This window comes from Enterobacter cloacae complex sp. IR5401, from assembly GCF_049238425.1.
Lineage (GTDB): Bacteria > Pseudomonadota > Gammaproteobacteria > Enterobacterales > Enterobacteriaceae > Enterobacter > Enterobacter hormaechei_C.
Genome location: NZ_JBMKHN010000006.1, coordinates 156,289 through 181,859, shown reverse-complemented (window position 1 = coordinate 181,859; position 25,571 = coordinate 156,289). Strand labels below are relative to the sequence as shown.

Sequence of the window (25,571 nt, the reverse complement as noted above, 5' to 3'; positions counted from 1 at the left end):
GATCACTGACTGGTGAAAGTCCGGGTTTTATACGCGCCAAGATCGTCCACATACATCAGCTGGAAGGTCTGTCCCCGCTTAACCGTATTTTTTGCGGCGACCGTCACCTGCCCAAACGGGGAAACCATAGGGGACTCCTGGAGCAATTTCGTTTTACCCAGCGAAATATTGGCGACCGTAATATGGAACGGACTGTTATTTGTAATGCGAAAGCGATCGCCTTCGGCGGCGAGCGTCAGTTTCGCCACCGCGTCATCCAGCGTGCCTTTCAGCGCAGCGGGCCGGTAAAAAAGTTTGATACGGGATTTAATCGCCAGCTGAACGGTATTCTGATTTTGCAGATTTTCAGGTCTGGGCGGAATGTCGAGAACATTCAGGAAAAAGACGGATTCGCGATCCGCAGGCAAGCTGGACGGCAGCTTTTTAATACGAAGCTGTTGGCCATTATGTTCGTTAACCTTTATCACTGGCGGCGACAGCAAAAACGGCACATTGGCTGTTTCCGGCGTGGAATTAATATCACCGTCATCTATCCAGGATTGCACCAGAGCGGGCGCATCGCCCGTATTCATTAACTGGACGATCACCTCTTTGTTATTTTCAGGATAAAGGACACGGGTGCCATTAATGACAATATTGGCCCACGAGTGACCGGTGCTTAGCAGTAAACCTGCCAGCAAAATTGCCTTGCGCATGATTGCAACCTTAAATACAGGCTCTGCGAAAACAGAGCCTGAATAATCATTATTACAGGTAGGAAATGGTATACGTTACGTTGGAGCTTAACTCGCCCACGGTGGCGGCAGCGGCGTTCGTTTTATAATAATAAACATCCAGCGTCAGCGTCTCGGAATCTGGCGCGGTCGCTGTACCCATAATATCCGTGGTGTAAGGCTGGTTCAGGGTAATTGGCGTGGACGAACCTGGCTCCACTAGCGCAAAACCGACATTACGTGCCACGCTGGCATCGCTTTCGTTCACGCTGTTATTCAGCAGGTATTTACCGTCAGTGGAAATATTATCCGCGCTGGAGAAATACACTTTCAGCGGGGTGCCGGTCGTTTCGGCTGCTGGTGAACAACCTGAGAAAGTCAGCGCAATAGATTTTTTATTCTTAGTGATCAGGCCAACCGTGGTGCCCGCATCTTTTACCGAAATAGGGGAAAGCGCAACGGTAAAGTCTGCGCTTTTACCGCCGTTAATGGTACAGGTTGTATCGGTAATAGCGCCGGTAAAGTTAATAATACCACCCGCCGAATTGTCTGCGGCCACTGCGCTGGTAGAGGCAATAGCGGCGGCCAGCAGTGATACGGTCATGATCGATTTGAACATGATAAACTCCATGAAGATTTGTGTTATTTAAAATGAATGTTAATCGGCTACACATGTCCCTGATGTACCGGCTAGACGCATGGCGACTCGGGAGAATGCTTTGACGATATTATGTTGCACTAAAAAAGTACATAACAAAACATTATTCCAACAATTTCTAAAGTTTAAGATTATAATCTTGTGTGTTAGTTTTTTTTAATGTTTTAACCTAAATGCGTTGGTTCAAATATTTTTATTAATGATTTAATAATTGTTAATTAATGAAGCTTTATGAATTCATCTCTCAATTAATATCACGCGACTTGACCACACAAACTTTAGACTTATTATTGCCTGGCAAATGCACATAATTTTAACAATGGCGTAATAATAATATGAAGTATCTCATTGATCTTACAATGCTTTATGAAGTCGACACCGGTATGATCATGATTAATGGAGAGGAAGAGTCATCCATTAAGTTATCTAACCAGGCGGATCGTCTGCTTTATGAACTTATCATCAATAATGGTAAAACTCTCGACAGAGACGACCTGATAAAGAAGGTCTGGGAGGATCATGGTTTCTCTGGTTCTTCGGTGAGTCTGAATGTTGCCATAAGTGAAATCAGAAAAGCATTTCGTACATTAGGATGCGACCCTTTACTGATAAAAACGATACGTGGCAAGGGATTTAGCCTTGCCGCGCATATTGAACACCACACGGTCAGGCCGCCGGTTGTTTCAACGCTTAGTGAACAATCTGCCTCTGAATCATTCGATACGCTAGCGCATAAGAAAGATGCCGATCCGCCTAAACAATTAATATCGCTGCACAGACTCTTTATTTCTCTCTGCACCTTATTACTGATTACCGTTATCGGCACCGCTGTTTTACTGTTGCACCAAAGGGATTCCTATGCCGAGAGCCTGAAAGATTCTGATATGCATCTGCTCGGTAAAGTGGACCGGTGTACGGTATACCTGATCGATAAGAATATGTATCAGCCGCGACAGCACTACTTTAATCACGTAAAAGAGGTCATCGGCAGTCAACATATCGACTGTCAACATCAGGTTGCAGATGCTTACTATTCCAGGTTTAAAAAGTCGCAGATAGAAAATTATTTCCTGGCCATCTGTTATCAGCAGGACAGTATCGACGATTATAAGAACTGCATTTCTTACAGAAGCCTGACCGGGAGTTAAAATATGTCAAGGACTAAAATGAGTGTACTGTTCAGTATCGTACTGGCGCTGTCTGTCATCGCGTTGTTATGGATCTATTTTACCAGAACGCAGGATGAGGGGTTTGGCTGCCAGTCAGATACCATTTCCTGGAAAACATATTCCACGGGTGAGTCAACCGATATGTCGCTAACCACGCTTTTCCTGTTTAACAACAAAGATGTTGTAACGGTTATTCATAAAGGCGTGCTCAAGAAAGAGGGCAAAAGCTACCTGATTGACCGAAATTACACGCTCAGCGTGGAAAAAGTCGATGGAAGCAATATCTTTTATATTAAGGATAAAAAGCTGAATAAATCTGAAGATGATGCGGCGCCGGATGGCGTTGTAAACGAAATGTTACTTGATAATATCAACTTCTTCTATATTACCAGCGTAAAAAAACATGCGTGGTTAATTAAGGGGCTGGTGTTGCCTGTAATGATGTGTGTGGCTGTACCGACGTCCTGATATTTCTCTTTATTAAAAAATCGATATTTATCTATTGCTCGGGAAAATGAGTAATTTACTCAATACGTAACAATAAGATACGAGAAATTTATTTATATTTTTATTGTTGCTCTCCGTCGAGTGAATTTTTCTGTATTGCCTCGTTATTTTGCGGCTGTCTATACTCCGCCTCGAAAAAGGGGCTCCCCTTTTTATACACGTGGATTCTTTTTTGAAGGACTAAATAAATGAACAAACTGAACGCTATCGTTCTGGGCTCCCTGCTGTCTGTTTCTGCCCTGAGCGCAGTTAATGCAGCAGAAACGACGGCTTCTGCCACATGGCAGGCAACCGCGACCAAAGACAGCGAATCCGATCTGGTTGTTACGCCAACGCGTGCTCTGAACTTTGTTTACAGCGCCAACACCAAATCTTTCAACACCGACACCGGTCTGTTTGATGTGGCTATCCGTGGCGATCACTCTACGGCGACCAGCTTCAAACTCGAAGCTATCCTCGACGATTCAAACAACACGCTGTTCAGCGTGGGTGGTGAAGCGACCAAGCTGAAAGTGGGTGCGCGTTGGGGCGGTAACGACCTGGGCTCTATCGGTGGCACCGTGGGGGCGAAATCAACCGCATGGACCACGCTGGTTGATTCCTCTTCTAACACCGGCGTCTCTTCTGGCCTGTGGAACCTGACCACCAGCGCAGGCGCGGCGGCAGATACCGAAATTACCGGCCAGGACAAATTCGTCTTCTACGTTGACTCCGCTCAGGACAATGCCGGTACGGCGAAAGAGTTCAAAGACCTGACCAACAGCCTGTGGGAAGGGACCGTGTCTGTTGCGTTCCGCGCAACCTGGGGCTAAGGCCTGATCGATCCAGGGGCGCAAGCCCCTGTTTAGGGAAATAGCATGTTTAACCTCAAATCCGCCTTCTTATTTTTATTATTTATCTCTTCCTCCGCGCTGGCCATTAATGTGGGAAAAGTCACCACCATTATTTCTGCGGATGCTGACTCCACCGCCAAGGAAATAAAAAACGAAGCAGACAGCGTGCGTATTGTTTCTGTTCGCGCACAGCGGATCAGCAGCCCAATGGATGAAGGGATCGTCATTAATCCGGAGAAAGTGGACGAACTGTTGCTGACGCCCACGCGCATGGTGATGCCCGCCGGTACCAGCAATATCGTCAAATTTTACTATCACGGGAACGCCGATAACAAAGAGCGTTACTACCGCATTACCTTCACGGATGAAGGGGTAAGCGAAGAGGTGGACAGCGGTTCGCCAAAAAACGGCACCGGGATGACGCGCGCGGTGGTGAGCACCATTCTGGTGGTTCAGCCCCGGGATAAGAAGATTGATTTCGTCTATGTGGCGGGAAAAATAACCAATAAAGGGAACACCTCGTTTCGCGTCAATGCGACCGGGACCTGCCTGAAGCCGAATCCGGAATCCCCCGGCACGCCGTGTAGCAAAAACTTCTACCTGATGCCAGAGACCTCGCGCGCTATCGAGGATATCAACGTTACGGATAACCATTTTCATCTCGGAATATGGGACCTGAAACAGTTCATTCCTGTTAAGTAAGGATGCATGGTGAAAAATAAATTAGTGTTGCCGGTGATGATGGCTTGCGCATCCGGCACGCTGCCCGCGCTTGCGCATGCAGCCTCAAGCTCCGTGGTTATCGCTAATTACCGTTTTCCCGACTCGCTTTATGCACTGCTGGAGCAGGGGATCAAAATTCCCGTCTATCTGGTGAATACGCGTCCACACTCAGCACAACAAGGGAACCACGAAGGCACGGCGAGTGAATATGTTCGTATCGGTGACGTGACGCTCTTTGCAAAAGATCTGAAGCTGGGGCTGAGGGACGTTCAGGTCCAGGAGTCTGATAACGGCATTCGTCTGTCAAAAGAGATGCGGGCGTTACTGCAAAGCATTAACGATAAGCAGTTTGATGACCAGATGCGTATTCCGGTTAGCGCGGGTTCGGCGTTCGAACTGGATCAGAAAAAAATGCGCCTGTTGCTGAATCTGTCGCAGAGCGACTACGGGGTGAATATTCGCCCGCGTGAGGTGGATATTGATGCGCCGGAGTCTGACGACCTGAGCGGCACGTTCTCCTACAACCTCGGGGCGTATCACACCGAGAGCGGCTACGGTGACAGCTGGTCGTCGGGCTATCTGAACGCGAGAAACTGGATCTCAATGGGCGTCGATCATGTGCTGATCGATGGCTCTGGCTACGTCAACGAGAGCAGCAGCGATACCCAGATGAACGCGGTTATGTGGGAGCGCGACTATCAGGGGATGCGCTACGCCGCAGGCATGCTGAACGGCTGGGCGATGCAGTCTCTGGCGAGCGTCAGCGGGATTTCCGGCGGTGAAGTCTACGGCGTTTCCATGGGCAACCAGGCCAACTCCCGCAAACGCGATAACACGCTCTCTCTGACGCCGGTGGTGGTCTATTTCCCCACGGCGGGCGAGGCCCGTATTCGTCGTGACGGGCAGCTTATCGGCATTCAGCGCTTTGACGTCGGCAACCATGAAATTGACACCAGCAGCCTGCCCTACGGGATCTACAGCATCGAAGTTGAGGTGGTGAGCGGAAGCCGCACCGTGTCGCGTAGCATGTACACCGTAAATAAGCCGTTCTCCAGCAACGTGTCGGAAACGCTGCGCTGGCAGATGTGGGGCGGGATGTATAGCCGCGATAAATCCGTCGTCAATTATAAAAAATACGCGAAACGCAAAAACGAGCAGGACAACACCTACTACTACGATTACGACACCAAACATAAAGACACCATGTCGCTGGTGGGAGCCTCGTTCAGCAAGCGCAGCGGGATGGTCGACTGGAACGCCTCCACCTACATGATGCGGGAACACATCGTCAGCGAGCTGTGGGCCTCCCTGAACCTGACGGGCTATTTCTCGGTGAATACCCAGACCATGGCCGCCTCCGACGGAACGTATCGCGCCAACTATGGGGCGAATCTCAGCCTGCCGTGGCAGATCGGTTCGGTGTGGTACTCCCATGAACAGCTCTCCAGTGGCAAGTTCCTCGATATCTATGAGAGCAAGGGCAATACCTGGGGCGCCTCCTTTAGCCTGCCGTCGTTCGGTCTGCCCTCGGCGGGCAACCTGAGCCTGATGCGCCAGGAGGACGACCTCTATCGCTATAAACGCTATCAGCTGGACTACTCCCAGGGGTTATACGCCGGTCGCTACGGTACGGCGCGCCTGCGGGTGGGAATGTCGCGCAACAAATACGATGGGTATTACGAAGAGAAAGATCGTTACGTGATGCTCGATTTCGCTATACCGCTCGGCAATACCGTGTCGGTTGGCGTTTCCCACAATCGCGATACCGGCACGGCGCTGAACGTCAGCGCCAGCCGCCAGTTTGAAGGCGATTACCTGAAATCGGCTACCGCCAACGTCTCGAAAGCCTTTAACAGCCGTCAGGATCGCAGCGTAAGCGGCGGCGGCAGCGTCAACTTCGACACGCCGTGGAACAGCAACATCCTCAGCGTCCAGAGCGGCATGAGTAAAGGCTGGAACTCCACGCTGACCAGTGACGGCAGCGTGGGCTGGTCCAAAGAGGCCATCGCCGCCGGGAAAGGCACCGAAAGCGCAGGGGTGATTGTCAGTACCGGTCTCAAATCTGATGAAGCTCTGACCCTGAAGCTTAACGGCCGGGCAGAACGCATCAAAGGGGATAAGACCTGGCTGTCGCTGCCGGCATACCAGGCTTATGACCTGGAAGTGATGAACAGTGAAACCGGTACGGAAAGCTATGAGATTGGCGCGAATGCGCGTCGCCATATCACGGTTTATCCGGGCAATACCGTGGTGATGAAGCCACAGGTGAAGAAAATCGTCACTCTGTTTGGTCGTCTTGTGGATGCAAACGGGGCCCCGATTGGCGCCATGCAGATCAAAAACCACGTCGGGCTGACCCGGACGGAAAACGACGGACGCTTCGTGATCGACGTTGATAAGAACAACCCTGTCCTGAGTATCGCCACGCCGGACGACAGCGTCTGCGAAGTGCGCCTGGACATCGAGTCTAACCGCGGTGCGCTGTGGCTTGGGGACATCTCCTGCGACAAAGGCGATTTCGTCTGGCAGGAAGCAAAAGGAACGCAGGAACGTGACGATGAAAAAGATATTCGCTCTTAATTTACTGCTGATGAGCGCGGCGGCCCAGGCGCAGGAGCTGCCCTATTTCGCCATTAATAACCCGGACAATAACGGTACGGGAAACAGCGCGGGGCTGTTTAGTCTGAACAGCACGTCGACCGCGTTTTTACACGGTTCGCGCGAGTGGCCGACCCTGAGTGCGAAAACGAATAACGGTATCGCCACTTACATCCCGGACAACAGCTTCAACGGCCCGGCAGGCAGCGCGTTAACTATCGACTTTTCGGTGACCGGTTCCAGCGCTTCTCCGTTCTTTAAAGGGACGGCGTGTTCCTCGTCCTGCGGCAACACGGGGTACACCCCGACGACCAGCTATACCGACACGTCGATGGTGGTTAAGCCGCCGGTGATGGAGCCCGGCACGTCATACGGGCGCTGGGTACTGGGCGATCCGTTCTTTAACTATTTGCTCAACGCCGCGCCAGGGGATGAAGTGACCATCACCTCCACGCCGCAAATCAGCTCCATCAACAAAGTGACCACCACCAATACGCTTCACAAGGTGGGCACGCTGACCATGACCAACTCCAGAGCGCTTAACCTGGGTATTGACCCGATCAGCGGCGAGGTGACGATTGTCGATGGATCAACGGGGGCCACCTGCACCAAGTACACCCGTAACACGGTCTCTGGCGTCCTGTGCGACCTGCTCGAATACACATTTGTTGGGGAAGATATCTCCGGTTACAACGGAGGGCTGGCGCTCACCTCTTCCCGCGTCAACAGCGTGCTGCAATCGCACATGAGCGGCGGCACCGGGCTTGCCGCCGAGCTGACCTTCGATGAAAACACCTGGTACAGTATCTCCGGCGGTATCCTGAGCGATACGCGTGTCCTGGCGAACACCTTCCTTGCAGCGCCGCAGAAAAACGGCGGCAAAGCGTACCTTAAAATCTTTTTGCCGAAAGCGTTAATTCTGAGCGTGGCGCAGGCGGGGGACGGCAGCAACATTGGCAATATCGTCAGCCTGTGTCTGACGCCCGGCAACAGCTCGCTGGCGGCGGATTTCTGCTTCCAGCCGGGGGGCGGCCTGGTGATTAACCCGATCGAACCCGGGCTGGAAATTGTGCCAGACAACCCGGATTACACCCTCGATCCTGACGGTCTGGGCGGCTCAGGGAAAGGCATTATCGGCGAAGCGCCCATTGAGATCCCCTACACCATCACCTACAGCGGGGCGCAAAAAGATGCGGCGATTGCGGTCACGGTAAAAGTCACCGGGCCTACCCAAAGCCTGAATGGGGTGGACTACTGCGCCTTTAGCGGCAACGGCTTTACGGTTCCCATTCCGGGCAACGTGCTGGTGGGGAAAAGCCAGACGCTGATGGCGCACAACTGTAAAGGCGAAGTACTGTCGATCCCGGCGCCGGCCACCCATGCGGAAGAGTGGGACAAAATGAGTTCCGGCGTGACCGATATGTGGCTCTGGAAAACACCGCTGATCCTCCAGTTCGTTATGGATAATCCGGTATCGAAAACCACCTATGACGGAAATAGCTGGTTTGGTGAAGTGACCGCGCAGGGAAGAATAGATGTTAGCGCATCCTGGAATTAATCAACCATGACTGGAAAATTCCTGGCTATTTTTGCAATAAATTGCTTCATTTCCACAGGGGCAAATGCTTTAATTATCGAAAGTCTGAATATTGATTTTCTTCCCGAAAGAGAAGTTGTTTTTCAGCCGATAAAAAACGATACCAGCGAGCGTCAGAATTATACCGTGTCGCTTATTCAGGTAGACGTTCCTAAAGAGAAGGGAAAAGAAACCGAAATAAAAGACGGCGAAGTCATGTATTCGCCTAAGCAATTAACGCTGGGGAGCGGTGAGCGCGCGGGTTTTAAATTTTATTATACCGGCCCGCATGACAACAAAGAGCGATACTATCGCGTAAAATTCACCGAGACGCCGCTCCAGGCAAAGGTTATCACGCGCAAAGGCCAGCGCATCCAGTCGGATGTGGTGGTCTCGCTTGAGGCTATTTTGATTGTCCGCCCATGGACACGACATTTTGATTATGCGTTTAGCAACGGGGTGGTGAGTAATACCGGGAATACCTATTTTAAATATGTTTCCTCGGTCGGGTGCAGTACGCAATACAACAATTCAAAATATATTCCACCGGGGCAACGGCTGGAAATAGATAATGCCGGGCAGGCTGCAAGGCGGATGATTATTTATGGCAATAAAATCATTCCGCTGACCACCTGCCCGTAGCAACCGCTTTCCTTCATAAAAGGAAATTAGCCTTTAGCATCATGCTAAAGATCCATCACTACAGGAGATAAAAATGAAAGCGATTTCATTCGTAGAAGCGAAAGACATTATTGGCGGCGCGTTAAACCCGTTCGCTGGTCTGGTTAAAGGTGCACAGCTGGGTTACGACACTGGCGCCAGCATCATGGGCATGGTTGGCGGTGTGGTTGGCGGAGTTCTGGGTGGCGCAATGGGCTTCCTGGGCGCGCTGGTTGGTAGCTACAACTAATTCACGTTAACAGGAAAAGTATCATGCAAGTTATCGATTTCAAAAAAGCACAGGCCATCATCGGTGGTTGGGATCCGTTTGCTGCCGCTATTCAGGGCGCAAGCGCGGGCTATAACGCGGGCAGCCAGATGTTAGGCGCGCTGGGCGGCACCATCGGCGGCGTATTCGGCCTGGTGGGCGGCTTCATCGGCGGTTTCTTCAGCGCCTAAGCGAGAAGCACGTTGTACGCATGGCCCGCATTGCCGGGCCATTTTTTTATTTCAGCCACGGATCATTATGTTTTCGCTCTTTCAGTATAAAAAACAGGGTAAGACCCCTGTTATTCGCCAGCATGAATTTACCGAATGTGGACTGGCCTGCCTGGCGATGGTGTTGGGGCACTACGACCACCATGTCTCCGTCAGCCAGCTGCGCCGGGAGATTTCCGTTTCCGCCGATGCGGGAACCTCAATGGCGGAATTGATGACCCTTGCCAGCGATAAAAATATGTCTGGCCGGGTGCTTAAAGGCGAAATCACTGAAATAGAAACGTCTGAGCTGCCGCTCATCGCCTTCTGGCGCGGCAACCATTTCGTGGTCATCGTGAAGATCGACAGCCGCAGCGTGACCGTTCACGACCCGGCCAGCGGCGTGCGTCGTTACCGTCTGAAAGAGGCGGAAAAACTCTTTTCCGGCTATGTGCTTGAGCTTAAGCCCACGCCGTGCTTCGAAAAGAAATCTCCGGATGAAACGCTCACGCTTGGCCGTTTAGCCAATAAATCTCCGAGCCTGTTCCAGCGCCAGCTGCTGCTGTTTGTGCTCTGTATTTTTACTCTCATCACCATGCTGGCAAGCCCCACCTACGTGCAGCTGATTATGGATGAGGCCATTTCCCGCAGCGACAGCGATCTGGTGATCCTGCTCACCGCGATCTTCGCTATCGTCTTTATCTTTGAAGTCATCGGTAAATTCCTCAAGCAGCTGCTTGAGATCCTGATGCGTAACATTGCCTATGACGATTTAAGCCAGTCCGTGCGCCACTACATGCTGCGCACCCAGACCAGCTGGTTCCGCTCGCGCCCGCCGGGCATCGTGCTGGCTATTGAGAAATCGCTCCACGCCTGCGCGGAGTTCATCAGCAATGGTTACGTGCAAATTCTCTTTTCCAGCCTGATCGCCGTCACCAGCCTGCTGTTTATGCTGCTGTATAACGTCAAAATTGCGCTGCTGACAATGCTGCTGATGGGCGTGTTTTTTCTGATCCGCTTTTCGCTGATCGGCCCCTATCAACGCGCGGTGGATGACTCCATCGAGCGCACCGCCCAGTATGAGTCTCTGCTGGTGGAGACGCAGAAAGGGATCATAACGCTCAAAGCGAACAACATGGAGCAGGCCCGGGATGCGGTGATGGACAAATCCCAGCGCGAGCACATCGCCGGGCTGATGCGTAAAGAGCGGCTACTGGCCCGCTTTGACGTGGCTTCGCTGCTGGTGATCAATGCCGAGCAGCTGCTGGTGGTCTGCTTTGGCGCGTGGCTGATCCTGGAAGGGCAGATGAGCATCGGGATGCTTTACGCCTATATCAGCTATAAGCGCTATTTTTCCGATGCCATGGTGCAGGTGGCGCAGAAGCTGCTGGACAAAAATGCCCTCAAGGGGCCGCTGGATCGCGTGGGCGACCTGCTGTTTGCCCCCTCTGAAACCAGCCAGTTTGGGAAGCGGATTGTCACCTCGCCGGTCTGTCTGCAATTTGAGGATGTCTCATTTGCCTATCCTAGCCGGGAGGCCACGCTACAGCATATCAACATGACCCTGAAGCAGGGCGAAGAAGCGGTGATTGTGGGCCAGAGCGGGTCGGGAAAAACCACGCTGCTGCGTCTGATCTCCGGCATGCTGCTGGCATCGTCTGGCACGCTGCGGATCAATAAGATCCCCATTGACGAGTGCGATCTTTCCTCGCTGCGTCAGCACATCCGCATCGTCCATGCGGACGATATTCTCTTCACCGGCTCGATTCTGGACAACATCGCCTGCTTTGACAGCGCACCGGATAAAGAGCAGGTCATTGCCGCGTGTCGGCTGGCGGAGGTGGATCACGTCGTCGCCCGGCTGCCGCACGGCTACGAAACGGAGATGCTGCCGGGGAACACCTTTTTCTCTGCCGGGGAGATGCAGCGTCTGGTTCTGGCGCGCGCCCTGTACAGCCAGCCTAAGCTTCTGCTCTGTGACGAAGTGACGGCGAATCTGGATAAAACGACCGCGCAGAAAGTGCTGGCGAACCTGCGTAGCCTGGGGATTGGCCTGGTGTTTGTCACCCACTCGCCGGACGTGGTGGGCTGTCAGGGGCGTCTCTATACCATGGAAAACGGCACCCTGCGGGAGAGTGAGCAATGATGTTTTTGCCGCGTCTCTATGCGCGACTCTGCGCGCGCCAGGCCGGGCGCACGCTGCTGGCAAACCGGATCACGCAAAACTACAGCCAGTTTATGCGTTGCCCGGAGGCCGATGTTCCGGCTGATTTTCTGCATCAGAATGCGCATGAGCTGAGCGGGTTTAACTTCGTGGAGCAGATCTTCCCGCCCGCGCTTTGGGCGCGCAACGTTAGTTTTGATCTGCACGGGTACGTGGCGCAGTGGACGCGGGAGCAGGCATTTTACAGTTCATCTCGCACCCTGCTACTGGGCATGCGCTGGGCGGGCTTTGGTCTGATCGTGGATGCGCTGCTCGCCACCGCGCCAGCCGATGTGCGCTTTCAGTTTATTACCCGTCACCCTGCGCTGCATAAGCTGATGGCCGCGCACGAAGGCCGACGCGCCAGCTCGTTTTTCGCCCCTCACCGCCTGGTGACGGTGCTGCTGATGGACGAACGCCTGCCGGATGCGCCGCTGTTCTCCACCCAGGCAGGGGATCAAAAGGCGTGGTTAACGGACGTCTCAACGCGGTTTTTATCGCGCTATGGCTACAGCGTCCGAACGCTGCTGCCGATCTGTTCGCTGCACGCGGCGGAGTTTGGGCTGGAGAGTCAGACGTATGCGCCGGAGGATTACCGTCAGGCCGCCGCCGACACGCTGAACGCGCTGCGCAAAACCCCCACGCTCTGGAGTGCATGGGATGATCTTTCAGTGATTTATCATGGATGACATATCGTGAAATTAAAAAACCGAAGCGGACAGCGGCGGGCGCTGATCCCGCATCACTTCTCAAAAAGCTATCACATCAACGCGCCACGGCTGAAAGCCGTGCTGACCTTGTTCATCGCCTTTTTTCTCTGCCTGCTGGTCTTTGCGATTGTCTTTAATTTTTCGGAAACCACGCTGGCACGCGGGGTGTTGATCCCGGCGCAGGGCGATGTGGAAGTCCGCGCCAGAGAGTCCGGTACCCTTGTCGATTTTGCCGTCCGGCCCGGTCAGTACGTGAAGGAAAACGATCCGCTGTTCACCGTGTCGCAGGACTATGGCGGCAAGCAGGGCTCGGTGGTGCAGTTTGACCGCCAGCAGATGGAAGCGGAGAAGAAGCGCAGCGAGCAGCGCATTCAGGCCATTGAGGACTCGATTGCGTCGTATCGCAAAAATCTGGCGCAGCAGCTGGCTCTCACCGACAAGCAGATCGCCGTTTCCCGCGATAAGGTGAAGAAGCTGCGCGCGCTGTTAAAAAACAGCACCGACACCTACGAGGCGTGGAAATCCGTCTCCGGGAAGGGCTATGTCTCCAGAGTGGATCTCGATAAAAGCCACAATGATGTGCTCAATGCGCAGCTCAACCTGACGCTGGAGGAGAGCACTATTCTTGAGCTTGAGGCACGCAAAACCAGCCTGACCGACAGCACCCAGTCGCAAATTGACTCTCTGAGCGAAGAGCAGCTGTATGTGAAAAACCGCATCAGCGAAATCGATCGCAACCTGTCCAGCCGGGGAAGTTCCACCATGGCGATGCTGGCCCCTGCCGATGGTTACGTGGTGGCGATTAACTTCCCGCCTGGCCGGGCCATTACGCAAAATAGCGAGGTGGTGGTGGTGATCCGTAAAAATACCGCGGCGACGATGGAGGGGTACCTGTATGTTCCGGCAACGGGGGTGGGGCGCGTGGCGAAAGGCGATAAGGTCAAGCTGCGCTTCGACTCCTGGCCCGTGGACAAATACGGTTCGGTGGAGGCGACGCTGTCCGATTTCTATGAGGTAAACATTGATGCCCATTCGGCGCTGATCCCGCTCCAGGAAGGGCAGAACTACTACCTGGCTAAAGTGCGCGTCCCCTCCTGGTTTACCGACCCGGACAAGAAAAAGCGCATGCTGATGGGCGGGATGACGGTGAACGCCGATATCGTTATCGATCGTAAGCCGCTTATCAATCTGCTGATTGCCCCGCTGGAAAGGGTGCGCAAGCGGTTTATCGATTGACCCGATTTCATCGATCATCGCCCTTTGGCCCACATTCTTAACGGCACCCTGGGGCTATTCTCCTTCTCATACCAACCGGAGGATAGCCCATGAACATTACGCAAATTCGCAATGCCACCCAACTGATCACTTACGCGGGAAAACGCTTTTTAATCGACCCAATGCTGGCGCCAAAAGGCACTTATCCGGGTTTTCCCGGCACGGCGCGGGCTGATATTCGCAACCCGATGGTCGAGCTTCCCGTTGACGTTCAAACGCTTCTGGATGCTGACGCGGTGATCGTCACCCATACCCATGCCGATCACTGGGATCAGTACGCCGTTGAGCTGATCGCCAAAGGCAAGCCGATCTACGTGCAAAATGATAGCGATGCCGCGCTACTGCGCAGCCAGGGATTTACCAACCTGACGATCATGACCGGGGAAACAACATACGGCGATATCCGTATAGTGAAAACCCACGGCGGCCAGCACGGTACTGACCGCGCTTACGCCGTGCCGGAGCTGGCAGAGTTTCTGGGGGAAGCCTGCGGCGTGGTGTTCCGTCATCCCGATGAGAAGACGCTTTATATCGCAGGGGATACCATCTGGCGCGATGCGGTGGCGGCCGATCTGCAAAAGCACCAGCCGGATATCGTCGTGCTCAACGCCGGTTACGCTCATGTCATTGGGTTTGGGCCGATTATCATGGGGGAAGAAGATCTGCTTAACGTGCATTTCCTGCTGCCGCAGGCGAAAATCGTGGCGACCCATATGGAAGTTATCAACCACTGCCTGCTGACCCGCCGCGCGCTGCGCGAGTATGTTGACGCCAACGAGATAAGTGACGCGGTGAGCATTCCTCAGGACGGCGAAACCGTTATATTCTGAGTGTTAAAGGGGAAAGGAGAGACAGATGCCGCTTGTTAACGTTGCTATTGTCGCGGTGGACGGGTTTAGCCCGTTCCACTACTCCGTCCCCTGCATTCTGTTTGGCGATACGGTATCCGGGGAAAAGCGCTTTAACGTTACGATCTGTGCTGAAAAACCGGGATTCCTGACCTCGAAAGACGGTTTTGCCCTGCATGCGACGCAGGATTTTTCTGCAATCGCATCGGCTGAAATTGTGGTTGTACCCTACTGGCAGCACGTGCTGGAGCGCCCGCCTCAGACGCTGCTCGACAGCCTGGTTCAGGCCAGAGACAACGGGGCGGAAATTGTTGGGCTGTGTCTGGGCTCGTTTGTACTGGGCTATGCGGGCATACTCAGCGGCAAACGGGCCGCCACCCACTGGGAGTTTGAACACCAGTTTCAGACGCTGTTTCCGGACGTTCGACTGGACATCAACGCGCTCTACGTGGACGACGGCAATGTGATCACCTCGGCGGGTACCGCCGCCGCGCTCGACTGCTGTTTGTACATCATCCGCCAGCGCTTTGGCAGCGTCGTCGCCAATCAGATTGCCCGCCGGATGATCGTCCCGCCGCACCGCGAGGGCGGGCAGGCGCAGTTTATTGCGCAACCTGTGCCGAAAGATACCCGCGACGGGCGGATTAACTGTCTCATTGACTACCTTCAGCAGCACATTTCCGAGCCGCATAACCTGGATTCGCTGGCGGACGTGGTGTCGATGAGCCGACGCACGCTGACCCGCCATTTTATCAAGGCGACGGGCATGAGCGTTGCCGACTGGCTTACCGCCGAGCGCCTGCGGCGCAGCCAGATCCTGCTGGAGTCCGGCAGTCTGCCAATCGAAAGCGTCGCTGAGCAGGTGGGGTTTTTATCAGCGGTGACGTATCGGCAGCAGTTTAAGGCGCGCTTTGGTGTCAGTCCGGCGGAGTGGCGTAAGACGTTTCGCGTTAAGCCGTATGCAGCGAAAAATAATGCTGGCGCGATGGAATAAAAAGACGTGGGCGGCTTCTTTGCCTTTAAAGCTGGCGGCAATGGATATGCATCAGACGGGTTACAAGCACTTCTCTTCCGGTTAAGATAATCCACGTTACTTTCCAGAAGAAAAGGTAGTGGCATGAACAATATTGAAACGCAGTTACTTGAATCAGGTTTCACCGTAAAAGAATTAGCGTATCTGAACCGAAACATTAGCCGTTATGGTTCATCCCTGCTCGAGGTAGTGCTTGAGTTAGGTAAGCGATTTATCATGGTTCTGTGTATTACTGCGACTGTGGCCCTGATTTTCCTGGCGCTTCTTTTTTTCGCTGAACATTATAATATTGTTTCCGGTGGCATTTCTCTTTTCATCGTATTGATTATTGCCTGGTTTTTTCAACCCCCGATCATTACCTACAAAGCCTGGCGCTTCAGAAAGAAATACATTAGTTCTGTCCAGACGCATTAGAAATTAAATCAAACGAGACTTTTGCAGAGACACCCCAGCCGACAATTTTCATAGTGAGCGCTGCGCGATTCATTCCGTCGACTTTGCGGTAGAAATCCAGCGGGAGATAACGAAACAGACGCCATGATTCGGGTTTCCGGATGGCGCCAAATACCGTATAGACGCTTGCTGCCAGGCTTACGCTATTGAATACCCCAAGTGCTGATTCACGTTTAAATCCCATAAACTGAGCGATATCCATGACGCCATCTGCCAGCATACCTTCGGAGTTTGGTTGATGTTGAAGCGTTCTGTTAATTTCTTTTGAAATGGCATTTGCACCATCCATAACCAGAATCGCTCCTGCAAGCGCACCCACTGGATTCATTGTCATCATTGCACCAACACCTGCAACAATCTGTAACCCTGAAAGCACAACCTTAATCGATGAGATAACGTAACCGACGACTTTGTTATTTTCTTTAACCAGTTCAATCTGAGCAAAAAGCTGAGCTGTACGGGAGCGAAGCATTCTGCTTTGCTCAAGAAGACTTTCGTTCTCAGCCCGGATGTTTTTCAGGCATTCCATGCACTCCTCATTACTTCTGGCTGCCCGGGTAGCACTAAATTGTTGCATCACAAACTGCCGAATATCATCCATAAATTTAATCCGTGCGAGTCCGTCGCTGAGATGTTGCCCTCCGACAATATTCGCAGTATTGATGAGCTTGCGGGCTTCAAGATTTATCATTGTTTCAGCCCATGCGCGGGCGTTCTGACCAGGGAAAATTACAATATCCATTTTAATTTTCTCATCTGATAACCAACGTTTACAGATTATCCTGACATCAGAAACTGGCAACAATAAATTGGATAATCTGTCGCGAGCGCAGAATTCGCCGAAGGTATATACCGACGGAAATCATCTTCGTCGTTGATGGCGACCTTGAAAGTGGTGACAGCATAAAAGAAGTGCATTACCCCAGCCGCTCCATCCGTGTCTCCCCCTCCGCCATCGACAGCTGATACAGCGAAAACGATCGGTGCTTCTCAATCAAATGCGCCAGCTCCGGCGAGTGGCTGGTGAGCCAGATCTGCGAATAGCGGCTGGCCTCGGCAATGAGGCTTGCCAGGGCGGGCAGCATCTGCGGATGCAGGCTGTTTTCCGGTTCGTTGAGGGCGATAAATGCGGGAGGGCGCGGGCTTAACAGCGCCACCGCCAGGCATAAAAAACGCAGCGTGCCGTCGGAGAACTCTGCCGGTTCCAGCGGTCTGCTCAGCCCCTCGCGCTGCATCATCATGCGGAAGCGCCCGCCGGTGTTGTCGCTGTAAAACACGCAGCCGGGGAAGGCCTGGTCGAGAATGCGCATCAGCAGCAGCTCGTCGCCAATTTCGACAATGGTCTGAAACGCGGCGGCCAGGTTCGCGCCGTCGCTGGCCAGCACCGGGGAGCGGAAACCCACCTGCGGCGCGCGGATCGCCGAGCCGGATGAAACGGAAAACTCATGATAAAAGCGCCAGTTACGCAGGGACTCACGCATCTGCGACACTTCGGGGTAGAGGTGCGGTTCACCGAGCTGACCGAACACTGACTCGTTCTCATACAGCGTACCGCTGTGGGTCACTTTTTCGTGATGTACGTTGTTCAGGAATACGGCCTGGTTCTTACGCTTCATCAGCTGTGACGACGGACGACGGTGCTGGCCGCTCAGCCAGATAGATTCCTCTTTGATCACCGGATCGAGCTGAAACTGTGAGGGGTAGGGCAGCTTTTCCACGAACCCGACCTGAAGCTCATATTCATAGGTTTCCGTTTCCACCGCCAGGTTCATGCGCCGCAGCTGGTCGCTGCGGGTTTTGCCCGCCCAGAACACTTTCAAAATGCCCCCCTCGTTTGCCAGCGCCTGGGAGAATTGCCCCTGCGCCGCGCTGTGCATCAGGTAAATCGCCTTATAAATATTGGATTTTCCGGTGCCGTTGGGGCCGAACACGATATTGAGCTGTTCCAGCTCAAGCGACATATCGCGAATTGAGCGATAGTTTTGAATATGCAGATTTTTGATCATCGGGTTACTCCGCTGTGCACGCTTAACCTGTACAGAATTACAGTATTTTACGCTGAGCGCAAAAAAAAGACGACAGTGAGGGTGTCGTCTAAACGGGGTACAGCTTTGGGCCTCTGTGGGTCAATGGGGCCTTCGCTTCTTTCTTATCAGGTAACGGCCAGACGCAGACCCAAATCATCAGGATAGGGATCAAAGTAGTTTTGCGTCATCAGATACCGGTCAGGGTATTCAGCCAGATAATGCTTAAGCAGCGTCAGCGGCGCGAGGATCGGCAGCAGTCCGTCCCGGTAATGCAGGATCACATCACGCAGTTCTCCGCGCTGGCGGCTGTTCAGCTGGTTACGGAAATAGCCCTGAATGTGCATCAGCACGTTAGTGTGATTCTTCCGCGAAGCAGGTTTTTTCAGGATGGTCATCAGTTTGTCGCGATAGGCCACGAAATACGCGTCCAGATCGTCCCACTCGTGCAGTGATGCCACGAACGGGCCAATTTCACGGTAGCCTGCCTGATGGTGCGCCAGAAGCTGAAGCTTATAGCGGCTGTGAAAGTCCAGCAGAGCACGGCGCGTCAGGCCATTTTTACGCATTACGTTCAGTTCGTGGAGGGCAAAAACGCGCTCAACAAAGTTTTCCCGCAGTACCGGATCGTGCAGGCGACCGTCTTCTTCGACGGGCAGCCAGGGGAAAGTTTCAAGGAGGGAGGCGGTGAACAGCCCGACACCCTCCTTGCGGCCCCGGTTGCCGTTTTCGTCGTACAGCCGCACGCGCTCCATGCCGCAGCTGGGGGATTTTGCACAGACGATAAACCCCGACAGATCGCCGATTTTCGGCAAATAATCTGCCGTAAATGCGGCCATCTTCTGCGTGACGTCATCGTGGGGCGCTTTGCTGAACCGCATTTCTGTCTCGCCGCCGGTGGTCATCACCAGGCGCAGCGCCGGACGAGGCGTGGGCAGGCCGATAGCCATTTCAGGGCATACCGGGCGGAAAGCGACCCACTGCGCCAGCTCATCCATCACAAAGCCCATACGCTTATGCCCGCCGTCAAAGCGAACGGCGGAACCGGTCAAACATCCGCTAATACCCAGCACAGGTTTTGTTGTCATGGTGTGCACCTCCCGATCTCATATCTAAAAGTTACACAACAATGCGAGTTTGTCCAAGTATTGGCGGGATTATTTTTTAATCGTCTTTAAAATCAAGAGCAATCAGCTGCCCTTGTAGGTTGAGTAACCGTACTGGCTGAGCAGAAGCGGGATGTGCAGTTTTTCATTGGTGCGGGTGACGGTGAACAGCACCGGCACTTCCGGGAAGAAGGAGTCCAGCTTTTTGCCGTGGAAGTAATCGGCGGTTTTGAAGGTCACTTTATACACGCCAGGTGCCATATCCTGATCCTGCGGATAAAGCGATTTAATGCGCCCGTCGTGGTCGGTTTTACCGCTGGCAATCGGGGTCCACTTGTCCTGCTCCTGCTTCTCCAGCGTAACGGTCACATCCGCTGGCGGCATACCGGTTTGCTGGTCCAGAACGTGGACGCTCAGGGTGCCTGCCGGGGCGCTGAATGCGGCAGGCGCGAAAGCCATTGCAGCCAGCATCATCAGAGGGAGTGTCTTTTTCATCGTGTTTTCCTGTTGAGTTGTCGGTGACAGGAAAACGTTAGCACTCGCTGCGCGAAAAAATATTCAACTTTTCGTGAAGATTGCCACAGCAGAAAATAATCAGAGGATAATTACCTCAAGGGAAACCTGCTGCTGCCACTGCGCAACCTGCTTTTTCCGCGCGGCGGTGAGTTTGCCGCTGGTGACCAGCAGCCATTTGCGATCCGGGAAAATTTCCGGGGCCAGCGCGGCAGGGGGAACCGGCAGGATGTCGATGCGGTGGCCCTGGCCGGTGCGCGTCAGGGCTTCAAGCCAGATCTCACACGGGTCGTTGAGGTACCAGCCGCTGATGAGAACGTTATCGCCCGGCGCTTTTTTATCGCCCTCAAGGCAAAACGAGGTATAGGCGATGAGGATGCCGTCGAGGATCTCACGCAGCGTCATGGCGGCGGCGACGTTGGCCGATATCTGGCTGCGCAACGGACGCAGCACGTTAGTGACCAGCTCTGGCCTTGGGTATTCGCGTCCGGCGTCGTAAATCATCTGACGCAGGGATTCAATTTTCCCCTCCTGCAACTTTTGCATCATGGCCTGTTGCAGGGTTTGCCAGTTATTGGCGCGGCGCGGCGCAGGGCGTTCCAGCAGTGATTTAACCTGACCGATGGGTACGCCTTTTTTTACCCAGTCGAGGATTTTCAGCGCCTGCTGAACGTCCTCATCGCTGTACAGGCGGTGACCGCCGTCCGTACGCTCGGGTTTGAGCAAGCCATAGCGTCGCTGCCACGCCCGCAGCGTGGTGGCGGTGATGCCGCTGAGTCTGGCGAATTCGCCGATGGAGTAAGCCATGTCTGCATCCGAAGAGAAGGAGTTGTCTCAATATACTACGAATATTCTCCGACGGGATGAAGCGCCGCACGGGTGCGCTACACTTAACGTCCAACCGCGTAAATGAAAGGAGTTCTCATGAGGCTATGGCCTGTAGTTACCGGTGTCGCCATTGCGCTGACTCTGGTTGCCTGTAAATCTCCCACGCCGCCGAAAGGCGTGCAGCCCATTACCGGCTTTGATGCCAGCCGCTATCTCGGCAAATGGTATGAAGTCGCCCGACTGGAAAACCGCTTTGAGCGCGGTCTGGAACAGGTCACCGCGACGTACGGCAAGCGCAGCGATGGCGGTATCAGCGTACTGAACCGCGGCTATGATCCGGTGAAGAACAAATGGAATGAGAGCGAAGGAAAGGCGTACTTTACCGGCGAACCGACTACGGCTGCGCTGAAGGTATCGTTCTTCGGCCCGTTCTACGGCGGCTATAACGTGATCAAGCTGGACGATAAGTACCAGTACGCGCTGGTCAGCGGCCCGAACCGTGACTACCTGTGGATTTTATCGCGCACCCCGACCATTCCGGATGCGGTAAAACAGGACTACCTGAACACCGCACGCGGTCTGGGCTTCCGGGTCGATCAGCTGGTGTGGGTGAAGCACTAACCTACTGATACGAAAAGGTGATGCTTGCCAGGGCATTGGCCGAGCCGGGGACCAGGTCTCCGGTTCGGATGTACTGCGCCTGGAACGGCAGGGATAGCGTTTGTGCTGCGCTGGTGGTCTGGATGAAAAACTGTCCCGTCGTGCCTGCGGCCGAGCTGTCTGGCCCCATCATCAGCGGCCCGGTACCGTTATAGAAAAACTGCACGCCAATGCCGGAGGCCGTGGAGTCCCCGGTCAGCGTCACGACCGACGAGGTATTTGACGGTGTGGTCTGATCGGTCATCACTGCGTTAACCGCCACGTTCTCATCGCAGGTCAGGCTGACGTTAAACTCCCCTGACGGCGAGGTGCTGCCTACGCTGGGCAGCGTGTGAACATCAATGGTGCCCAGGTCGACGTTGGCGCTTTTTGTGCCTACCGTGCAGCCGCTTGCCGTCACCGTGATGGTGGTGGGGTTGATGATCACCTGCGCGGTTTTCACTTCGTTGTTATAGGCCGTCAGGATCGCCGCGTTAATGGTCGGGGTCTGGTATACGCCGGATTTCAGCGGAACGCCGGTCTTGATAAACGTCACTTTTGCCGACCAGCCCAGTGCGGTGGCGTAACCGTTAGTCCCATCGGCCGGATAGCTCTGCGTAATGCCCGTCTGCATCGGCACATAGGTGGTGCCGTTATAATCTTTGAGCCCAAGAATGAAGCCGATGCCGGGCACGCCCGTTTCAAATACCATGTAATTTGCGCCATCAAGAATAACCGTGATGCCGGTGGCGGTTATACTGCTGCTCGGCTCCAGCGTCCCTTTGGAGCAGGTAAATACCAGGCCGCACCAGAACACTTCCGAGACGCTCGCAGAGGCGCTCCATTCAGAGCCGATCGTCTTTCCAGGCACGATGGAGTCTGCCGGGCCGGACCATGACATGGGTGTTGGCGAAAGGGTGATATCCGATGTCCAGGAGAGGGCAAGTGCCTGAGAGGACATAAAAAACAGGGCTAAAAACAGTAAACGCATTATTGATACTCCGTCGTCCAGGTCGCCACTGCCGAAACGTCTCCGGCATTGACCGGCGCACCCGTGGCGGCCAGTCGCGCATAGAAGGTCATTTTTACGCTGTCATCCCCCGCCGCGCCGTAAGCAGCGGTTTGGGTGTCCAGCGGGATAAGTACGCTGTCTTTATCCAGAATCTGCACTGCCACGCCGGTCGCGCCACCGTCAGCGACTTTCAGAAGCTGCGGGTTTTCGTCATCCGGCGTACCGCTGAAGCGGATTTTCACGCCAGCAAAGGTGGGGCCGCACGCTTCAAGGGTGAGCGTGAAGGGCGTTTTGATATTGCTGACCGCCCCCGCCTCGCTAAATTGCTTCACGCCGAGGGTGCCCAGCGGCACGTTTTGCTCCTTCGAATCTTCCGAGACAATGCAGGTATTGCCGATCACGTTGCCGGTCACGGAAACCAGCACGTCATAGCCGCGCGCGGGGACGGTGATGACCATCAGCAGGATCAGGGGGAGGAAACGGACGGTTACTGACATATGGCCTCCTGGGAATAAAGCCCGGTGCGGGCGTGATAATTCTGCGGGTTCAACGCATAGCGGATCGTGCAGCGCTGGGCGCTGTCGCGTCCCCATACGGCATGCAAGGTTCCCTGCGCTGACAGGCCGGTCAGATACACGCTGCCGCCGTCGCCGACGATACCGCTGGCTTTGTCATTCTCTGACGAGACCAGCGTGCCGAAGGGGAGCACGTCTTTAGCGTGACGTACGATAAACATCGCTTTTGCCCCCTGACGCGTGGTGAGGGTGGCGCGAACCAGTGCCCCGTCGGTGGGGATTTTATTGGCGATGGCGTTCTCAAGCTCCACGTCATTGCCCACGGTGGTGACATCCAGCGCAACCTGATTAACGCGATACGGCGTGGCGTACGGGATCACCGCATAGCCCCGGCTGTCGGTTTTGATGCCCTTGTGGTTGAGCACGGCGACATGGCTGGCGCCCGGGGCTTTCACCAGAATATTGGTGTTCCCGAGCGGCTGGCTCAGCGTCAGACCATCCTCATGCAGCACCGCTCCGCCGCTCATCCCGTAGCTGAGGTTGCGGGAGTCACCGGCGTAGCTGTAGCCCAGGTTATAGTCTCCCCACGCGCCCTCGTATTGCAGCGCGGCATCGCCGCCGTAGTGCTGCTGCGCGCTGTAGCGCTGGTTGACGCTATAGAAAAGATTCTCCTGCCCCGGCAGATAACCACTGACACCGGTACTGGCGGTGGTGCCAGCGGGATCCGCATGGGTAGCGGTAAAACGGAGACGGGTCGACAGCGCCGGATTACCCAGCGGCACCGACAGGGACAACGCGAGGATATTGTCTTTCTTGTTGTCGTACAGGCCAGAGCTACGCTGGGCGCTGATGCCAAGCGACAGGTTACGAAACGTCGCGTTCCACGCGAACTGCAAACTTTGCGTGGTTTTTGACGTATTCCAGTAGGTTTGTTGATCCCAGGACAGCGACAGCGCGCCGTATTCGCCCATCGGCTGCGACAACAGCAGCTGATTTTTTGCCTTACGCGACATATGCAGGTTGTAAACCGTGTCGTAGTGAGTGGTGACGGTGCCATCGTCTTCCACGGTCTGTTCTGGCGCTCCGCCCGCCATGCCTTTGTAAGTGGTATCGCTGAGGGTATAAAACCCTGCCGTTGAGTAACGCAGCGAGAAGAAATTGACCCGCGTCCCGATATCGTTCAGCAGCTTGCTGTACCGCAGGCGCACCGAATCCCCGGTGTAGTGCTGGTTATCAGCCAGCTGGCTGCGGGCATGGGTGAGGTCGAGGGAGTAGGCGCCAAAGTGGCCGAGATTCTGCCCGATCCCGAAGGCCAGGCCGGTGTAGCGATCGGAAAACTGCGCCCCGCCATAAAACGTGAGGCCGTATCGCCAGCCCAGGAACAGCTCGCCCTGCGCGAAGGAGGGCGAGATCTGATTGCCCGCAGGACGGTATTTCCCCGCCCCCAGAGCATATTTGACCTGACCGTTACGCACCAGATTCGGCACACTGGCAAAGGGCAGGGTGTATTGCGTCTGGCTACCGTCGCTCTCCTGAATGGTGACCGCGAGGTCGCCGCCGGAAGAGGTCGGATAGAGATCTTTCAGCACAAACGCCCCTGGCGGAACGGAGGTTTGATAGATGACGTTACCGTTCTGGCGAACCGTCACCGTGGCATTGCTGCGCGCGATGCCGCGCACTTCAGGCGCGTAACCGCTCAGGCTGGCGGGCAACATATTGTCATCGGTCTTCAGGGCAATCCCACGCAGGCCAACGGCGTCAAACACCTGCGAGGAGGTGAACGTTTCACCGGCGTAAACCTGGGCACGCAGGGCGCGGATATCCCGCTGTAGCCAGGTCTGGACGTGGGTGAGCTCGTTACTCTCTTTGGTCCACGTGGTGAAATCACGCAGCCGCCATGCGCCCAGGTTGGCGCCGCTGTTCAGGCTCACAAACAGCTGTTGTTCCCGCGTGCGCGTCTCGCCCCGGTAGTCATTATTCGCGCCATTGACCACATAGTTCAGCCACGCGGCAGGGATGCCGGATTCCCAGCTCTCCGGGCTGACGTATCCGCGCGGCAGAGCGCGCATCGCGCTTTGCGGTACGGTGAAGTTGAGGGTAAGCGTCCTCTGGTCAAAATCAAACCGGGTATCGGCGAATGACTGGGTTAAAAAAATGCAGCGCTGCGCAGGCGGCAGCTCACCCCCTTTAGCCTGACGGCTGTCGATGCCAAGTGCGGCGAATTGTGCAGGCGTAAGGCACGGCAGGGCTTCACCGGCGGTGCTTTCAGCGACGCGAAACGTGACGTTACCTGTGAACGCGAACTGGGTGTTGATATACACGTTAAGATTGTACTCGCCCGGCGGCAACGCGCTCCCGGCGTTGACCCAGGCGAGATCGGCGCTGTTGGCGCGCTCGCCGTTGAGAAACGCAGGATTAAATTGCAGCTCGCTTTCGGCAGCCACGGCTTGCCGAATCACCAGGGCGATCGCCGTGGCGCACAGGATTTTAATTTTCAT

Annotated in this window: 26 protein-coding genes; 16 read left to right on the top strand and 10 right to left on the bottom strand. The window is 54.5% G+C overall.

The window, feature by feature from the left end:
* Window positions 1-2: 2 nt before the first annotated feature.
* Together ACOTX1_RS11450 and ACOTX1_RS11445 are read right to left on the bottom strand one after the other, a co-directional pair.
* Window positions 3-695, bottom strand: a complete 693-nt coding sequence (locus tag ACOTX1_RS11450) for a fimbrial biogenesis chaperone (protein ID WP_023315108.1) — start codon at window positions 693-695, stop codon at window positions 3-5.
* 52 nt (window positions 696-747) lie between these two features.
* Window positions 748-1,332: a fimbrial protein gene (locus ACOTX1_RS11445; RefSeq protein WP_023315109.1), complete on the bottom strand. Its 585-nt coding sequence runs from the start codon at window positions 1,330-1,332 to the stop codon at window positions 748-750.
* A 374-nt stretch (window positions 1,333-1,706) separates the two neighbouring features.
* On the opposite strand from ACOTX1_RS11445, the gene ACOTX1_RS11440 reads away from it, so the two are divergent.
* From ACOTX1_RS11440 to ACOTX1_RS11370, 15 genes are all read left to right on the top strand, one after another.
* Window positions 1,707-2,519: a winged helix-turn-helix domain-containing protein gene (locus ACOTX1_RS11440; RefSeq protein ID WP_263522119.1), complete on the top strand. Its 813-nt coding sequence runs from the start codon at window positions 1,707-1,709 to the stop codon at window positions 2,517-2,519.
* Between the two features lie 18 nt (window positions 2,520-2,537).
* Window positions 2,538-3,008 (top strand): hypothetical protein, encoded by a 471-nt coding sequence (locus ACOTX1_RS11435; RefSeq protein ID WP_003860998.1) that lies wholly within the window; start codon window positions 2,538-2,540, stop codon window positions 3,006-3,008.
* Between the two features lie 227 nt (window positions 3,009-3,235).
* Window positions 3,236-3,859, top strand: a complete 624-nt coding sequence (locus tag ACOTX1_RS11430; RefSeq protein WP_003860995.1) for a common pilus major fimbrillin subunit EcpA — start codon at window positions 3,236-3,238, stop codon at window positions 3,857-3,859.
* Between the two features lie 45 nt (window positions 3,860-3,904).
* Entirely contained in the window at window positions 3,905-4,582 is a 678-nt protein-coding gene (locus tag ACOTX1_RS11425) for a hypothetical protein (RefSeq protein ID WP_022650117.1), read from the top strand.
* A gap of 6 nt (window positions 4,583-4,588) precedes the next feature.
* Window positions 4,589-7,183, top strand: a complete 2,595-nt coding sequence (locus ACOTX1_RS11420; protein WP_032634353.1) for a CS1-pili formation C-terminal domain-containing protein — start codon at window positions 4,589-4,591, stop codon at window positions 7,181-7,183.
* A complete protein-coding gene (locus tag ACOTX1_RS11415) occupies window positions 7,161-8,759 on the top strand; it encodes a hypothetical protein (RefSeq protein ID WP_023315112.1) in 1,599 nt (532 codons plus the stop codon). The genes ACOTX1_RS11420 and ACOTX1_RS11415 overlap by 23 nt, the downstream gene beginning before the upstream one ends.
* A 6-nt stretch (window positions 8,760-8,765) precedes the next feature.
* Entirely contained in the window at window positions 8,766-9,419 is a 654-nt protein-coding gene (locus ACOTX1_RS11410; RefSeq protein WP_006812468.1) for a hypothetical protein, read from the top strand.
* Window positions 9,420-9,492: 73 nt separating this feature from the next.
* Window positions 9,493-9,687: a hypothetical protein gene (locus ACOTX1_RS11405; protein WP_022646586.1), complete on the top strand. Its 195-nt coding sequence runs from the start codon at window positions 9,493-9,495 to the stop codon at window positions 9,685-9,687.
* A gap of 23 nt (window positions 9,688-9,710) precedes the next feature.
* Window positions 9,711-9,896 (top strand): hypothetical protein, encoded by a 186-nt coding sequence (locus ACOTX1_RS11400; protein WP_001196016.1) that lies wholly within the window; start codon window positions 9,711-9,713, stop codon window positions 9,894-9,896.
* Window positions 9,897-9,963: 67 nt separating this feature from the next.
* Entirely contained in the window at window positions 9,964-12,060 is a 2,097-nt protein-coding gene (locus ACOTX1_RS11395; RefSeq protein WP_023315113.1) for a peptidase domain-containing ABC transporter, read from the top strand.
* Window positions 12,057-12,806, top strand: coding sequence for a hypothetical protein (locus ACOTX1_RS11390; protein ID WP_263522118.1), 750 nt, complete (start codon window positions 12,057-12,059; stop codon window positions 12,804-12,806). The genes ACOTX1_RS11395 and ACOTX1_RS11390 overlap by 4 nt, the downstream gene beginning before the upstream one ends.
* Window positions 12,807-12,812: 6 nt before the next feature.
* Window positions 12,813-14,063 (top strand): HlyD family secretion protein, encoded by a 1,251-nt coding sequence (locus ACOTX1_RS11385; RefSeq protein WP_023315115.1) that lies wholly within the window; start codon window positions 12,813-12,815, stop codon window positions 14,061-14,063.
* 89 nt (window positions 14,064-14,152) lie between these two features.
* Entirely contained in the window at window positions 14,153-14,932 is a 780-nt protein-coding gene (locus ACOTX1_RS11380; RefSeq protein ID WP_023315116.1) for an MBL fold metallo-hydrolase, read from the top strand.
* Window positions 14,933-14,957: 25 nt separating this feature from the next.
* Window positions 14,958-15,944, top strand: coding sequence for a GlxA family transcriptional regulator (locus tag ACOTX1_RS11375; RefSeq protein WP_022650122.1), 987 nt, complete (start codon window positions 14,958-14,960; stop codon window positions 15,942-15,944).
* Between the two features lie 123 nt (window positions 15,945-16,067).
* Entirely contained in the window at window positions 16,068-16,397 is a 330-nt protein-coding gene (locus tag ACOTX1_RS11370) for a hypothetical protein (protein WP_023315117.1), read from the top strand.
* Here the strand turns inward: ACOTX1_RS11370 and ACOTX1_RS11365 are convergent.
* The 5 genes from ACOTX1_RS11365 to ACOTX1_RS11345 all read right to left on the bottom strand — a co-directional run bounded on the left by ACOTX1_RS11365 (window position 16,375) and on the right by ACOTX1_RS11345 (window position 20,886).
* Window positions 16,375-17,178, bottom strand: coding sequence for a DUF4225 domain-containing protein (locus ACOTX1_RS11365; protein ID WP_023315118.1), 804 nt, complete (start codon window positions 17,176-17,178; stop codon window positions 16,375-16,377). The two genes, ACOTX1_RS11370 and ACOTX1_RS11365, sit on opposite strands and share 23 nt — an antisense overlap.
* A 175-nt stretch (window positions 17,179-17,353) precedes the next feature.
* A complete protein-coding gene (locus ACOTX1_RS11360; RefSeq protein ID WP_006812462.1) occupies window positions 17,354-18,442 on the bottom strand; it encodes an AAA family ATPase in 1,089 nt (362 codons plus the stop codon).
* 146 nt (window positions 18,443-18,588) lie between these two features.
* Window positions 18,589-19,548, bottom strand: coding sequence for a YbgA family protein (locus ACOTX1_RS11355; RefSeq protein WP_023315119.1), 960 nt, complete (start codon window positions 19,546-19,548; stop codon window positions 18,589-18,591).
* Between the two features lie 102 nt (window positions 19,549-19,650).
* On the bottom strand, window positions 19,651-20,061 hold the full coding sequence (gene uraH / locus ACOTX1_RS11350) for a hydroxyisourate hydrolase (RefSeq protein ID WP_022650126.1): 411 nt from the start codon (window positions 20,059-20,061) through the stop codon (window positions 19,651-19,653).
* Window positions 20,062-20,160: 99 nt separating this feature from the next.
* Window positions 20,161-20,886 (bottom strand): MerR family transcriptional regulator, encoded by a 726-nt coding sequence (locus ACOTX1_RS11345; protein WP_022650127.1) that lies wholly within the window; start codon window positions 20,884-20,886, stop codon window positions 20,161-20,163.
* A 117-nt stretch (window positions 20,887-21,003) separates the two neighbouring features.
* On the opposite strand from ACOTX1_RS11345, the gene ACOTX1_RS11340 reads away from it, so the two are divergent.
* The gene (locus ACOTX1_RS11340) at window positions 21,004-21,528 is read left to right on the top strand and encodes a lipocalin family protein (protein ID WP_003860954.1); all 525 of its coding nucleotides are present in this window, start codon (window positions 21,004-21,006) and stop codon (window positions 21,526-21,528) included.
* A gap of 1 nt (window position 21,529) precedes the next feature.
* On the opposite strand, the gene ACOTX1_RS11335 is transcribed toward ACOTX1_RS11340, so the two are convergent.
* From ACOTX1_RS11335 to ACOTX1_RS11325, 3 genes are read right to left on the bottom strand one after another with little or no spacing between them, the layout of a single operon-like run.
* Window positions 21,530-22,537: a fimbrial protein gene (locus tag ACOTX1_RS11335; RefSeq protein ID WP_023315120.1), complete on the bottom strand. Its 1,008-nt coding sequence runs from the start codon at window positions 22,535-22,537 to the stop codon at window positions 21,530-21,532.
* Window positions 22,537-23,055: a fimbrial protein gene (locus tag ACOTX1_RS11330; RefSeq protein ID WP_022650129.1), complete on the bottom strand. Its 519-nt coding sequence runs from the start codon at window positions 23,053-23,055 to the stop codon at window positions 22,537-22,539. The genes ACOTX1_RS11335 and ACOTX1_RS11330 overlap by 1 nt, the downstream gene beginning before the upstream one ends.
* Complete coding sequence (locus tag ACOTX1_RS11325; RefSeq protein ID WP_023315121.1) at window positions 23,046-25,571, bottom strand: fimbria/pilus outer membrane usher protein; 2,526 nt, start codon at window positions 25,569-25,571, stop codon at window positions 23,046-23,048. The genes ACOTX1_RS11330 and ACOTX1_RS11325 overlap by 10 nt, the downstream gene beginning before the upstream one ends.

Bases quoted from the DNA above. Each gene is read 5' to 3' on its own strand.
- ACOTX1_RS11420 (WP_032634353.1), top strand. From the start codon at position 4,589: ATGGTGAAAAATAAATTAGTGTTGCCGGTGATGATGGCTTGCGCATCC.
- ACOTX1_RS11375 (WP_022650122.1), top strand. From the start codon at position 14,958: ATGCCGCTTGTTAACGTTGCTATTGTCGCGGTGGACGGGTTTAGCCCG.
- ACOTX1_RS11380 (WP_023315116.1), top strand. From the start codon at position 14,153: ATGAACATTACGCAAATTCGCAATGCCACCCAACTGATCACTTACGCG.
- ACOTX1_RS11360 (WP_006812462.1), bottom strand. From the start codon at position 18,442: ATGATCAAAAATCTGCATATTCAAAACTATCGCTCAATTCGCGATATG.
- ACOTX1_RS11365 (WP_023315118.1), bottom strand. From the start codon at position 17,178: ATGGATATTGTAATTTTCCCTGGTCAGAACGCCCGCGCATGGGCTGAA.
- ACOTX1_RS11390 (WP_263522118.1), top strand. From the start codon at position 12,057: ATGATGTTTTTGCCGCGTCTCTATGCGCGACTCTGCGCGCGCCAGGCC.
- ACOTX1_RS11415 (WP_023315112.1), top strand. From the start codon at position 7,161: ATGAAAAAGATATTCGCTCTTAATTTACTGCTGATGAGCGCGGCGGCC.
- ACOTX1_RS11425 (WP_022650117.1), top strand. From the start codon at position 3,905: ATGTTTAACCTCAAATCCGCCTTCTTATTTTTATTATTTATCTCTTCC.
- ACOTX1_RS11400 (WP_001196016.1), top strand. From the start codon at position 9,711: ATGCAAGTTATCGATTTCAAAAAAGCACAGGCCATCATCGGTGGTTGG.
- ACOTX1_RS11430 (WP_003860995.1), top strand. From the start codon at position 3,236: ATGAACAAACTGAACGCTATCGTTCTGGGCTCCCTGCTGTCTGTTTCT.
- ACOTX1_RS11440 (WP_263522119.1), top strand. From the start codon at position 1,707: ATGAAGTATCTCATTGATCTTACAATGCTTTATGAAGTCGACACCGGT.
- ACOTX1_RS11445 (WP_023315109.1), bottom strand. From the start codon at position 1,332: ATGTTCAAATCGATCATGACCGTATCACTGCTGGCCGCCGCTATTGCC.
- ACOTX1_RS11345 (WP_022650127.1), bottom strand. From the start codon at position 20,886: ATGGCTTACTCCATCGGCGAATTCGCCAGACTCAGCGGCATCACCGCC.
- ACOTX1_RS11395 (WP_023315113.1), top strand. From the start codon at position 9,964: ATGTTTTCGCTCTTTCAGTATAAAAAACAGGGTAAGACCCCTGTTATT.
- ACOTX1_RS11450 (WP_023315108.1), bottom strand. From the start codon at position 695: ATGCGCAAGGCAATTTTGCTGGCAGGTTTACTGCTAAGCACCGGTCAC.
- ACOTX1_RS11355 (WP_023315119.1), bottom strand. From the start codon at position 19,548: ATGACAACAAAACCTGTGCTGGGTATTAGCGGATGTTTGACCGGTTCC.
- ACOTX1_RS11405 (WP_022646586.1), top strand. From the start codon at position 9,493: ATGAAAGCGATTTCATTCGTAGAAGCGAAAGACATTATTGGCGGCGCG.
- ACOTX1_RS11435 (WP_003860998.1), top strand. From the start codon at position 2,538: ATGAGTGTACTGTTCAGTATCGTACTGGCGCTGTCTGTCATCGCGTTG.
- ACOTX1_RS11340 (WP_003860954.1), top strand. From the start codon at position 21,004: ATGAGGCTATGGCCTGTAGTTACCGGTGTCGCCATTGCGCTGACTCTG.
- ACOTX1_RS11330 (WP_022650129.1), bottom strand. From the start codon at position 23,055: ATGTCAGTAACCGTCCGTTTCCTCCCCCTGATCCTGCTGATGGTCATC.
- ACOTX1_RS11325 (WP_023315121.1), bottom strand. From the start codon at position 25,571: ATGAAAATTAAAATCCTGTGCGCCACGGCGATCGCCCTGGTGATTCGG.
- uraH (WP_022650126.1), bottom strand. From the start codon at position 20,061: ATGAAAAAGACACTCCCTCTGATGATGCTGGCTGCAATGGCTTTCGCG.
- ACOTX1_RS11410 (WP_006812468.1), top strand. From the start codon at position 8,766: ATGACTGGAAAATTCCTGGCTATTTTTGCAATAAATTGCTTCATTTCC.
- ACOTX1_RS11370 (WP_023315117.1), top strand. From the start codon at position 16,068: ATGAACAATATTGAAACGCAGTTACTTGAATCAGGTTTCACCGTAAAA.
- ACOTX1_RS11335 (WP_023315120.1), bottom strand. From the start codon at position 22,537: ATGCGTTTACTGTTTTTAGCCCTGTTTTTTATGTCCTCTCAGGCACTT.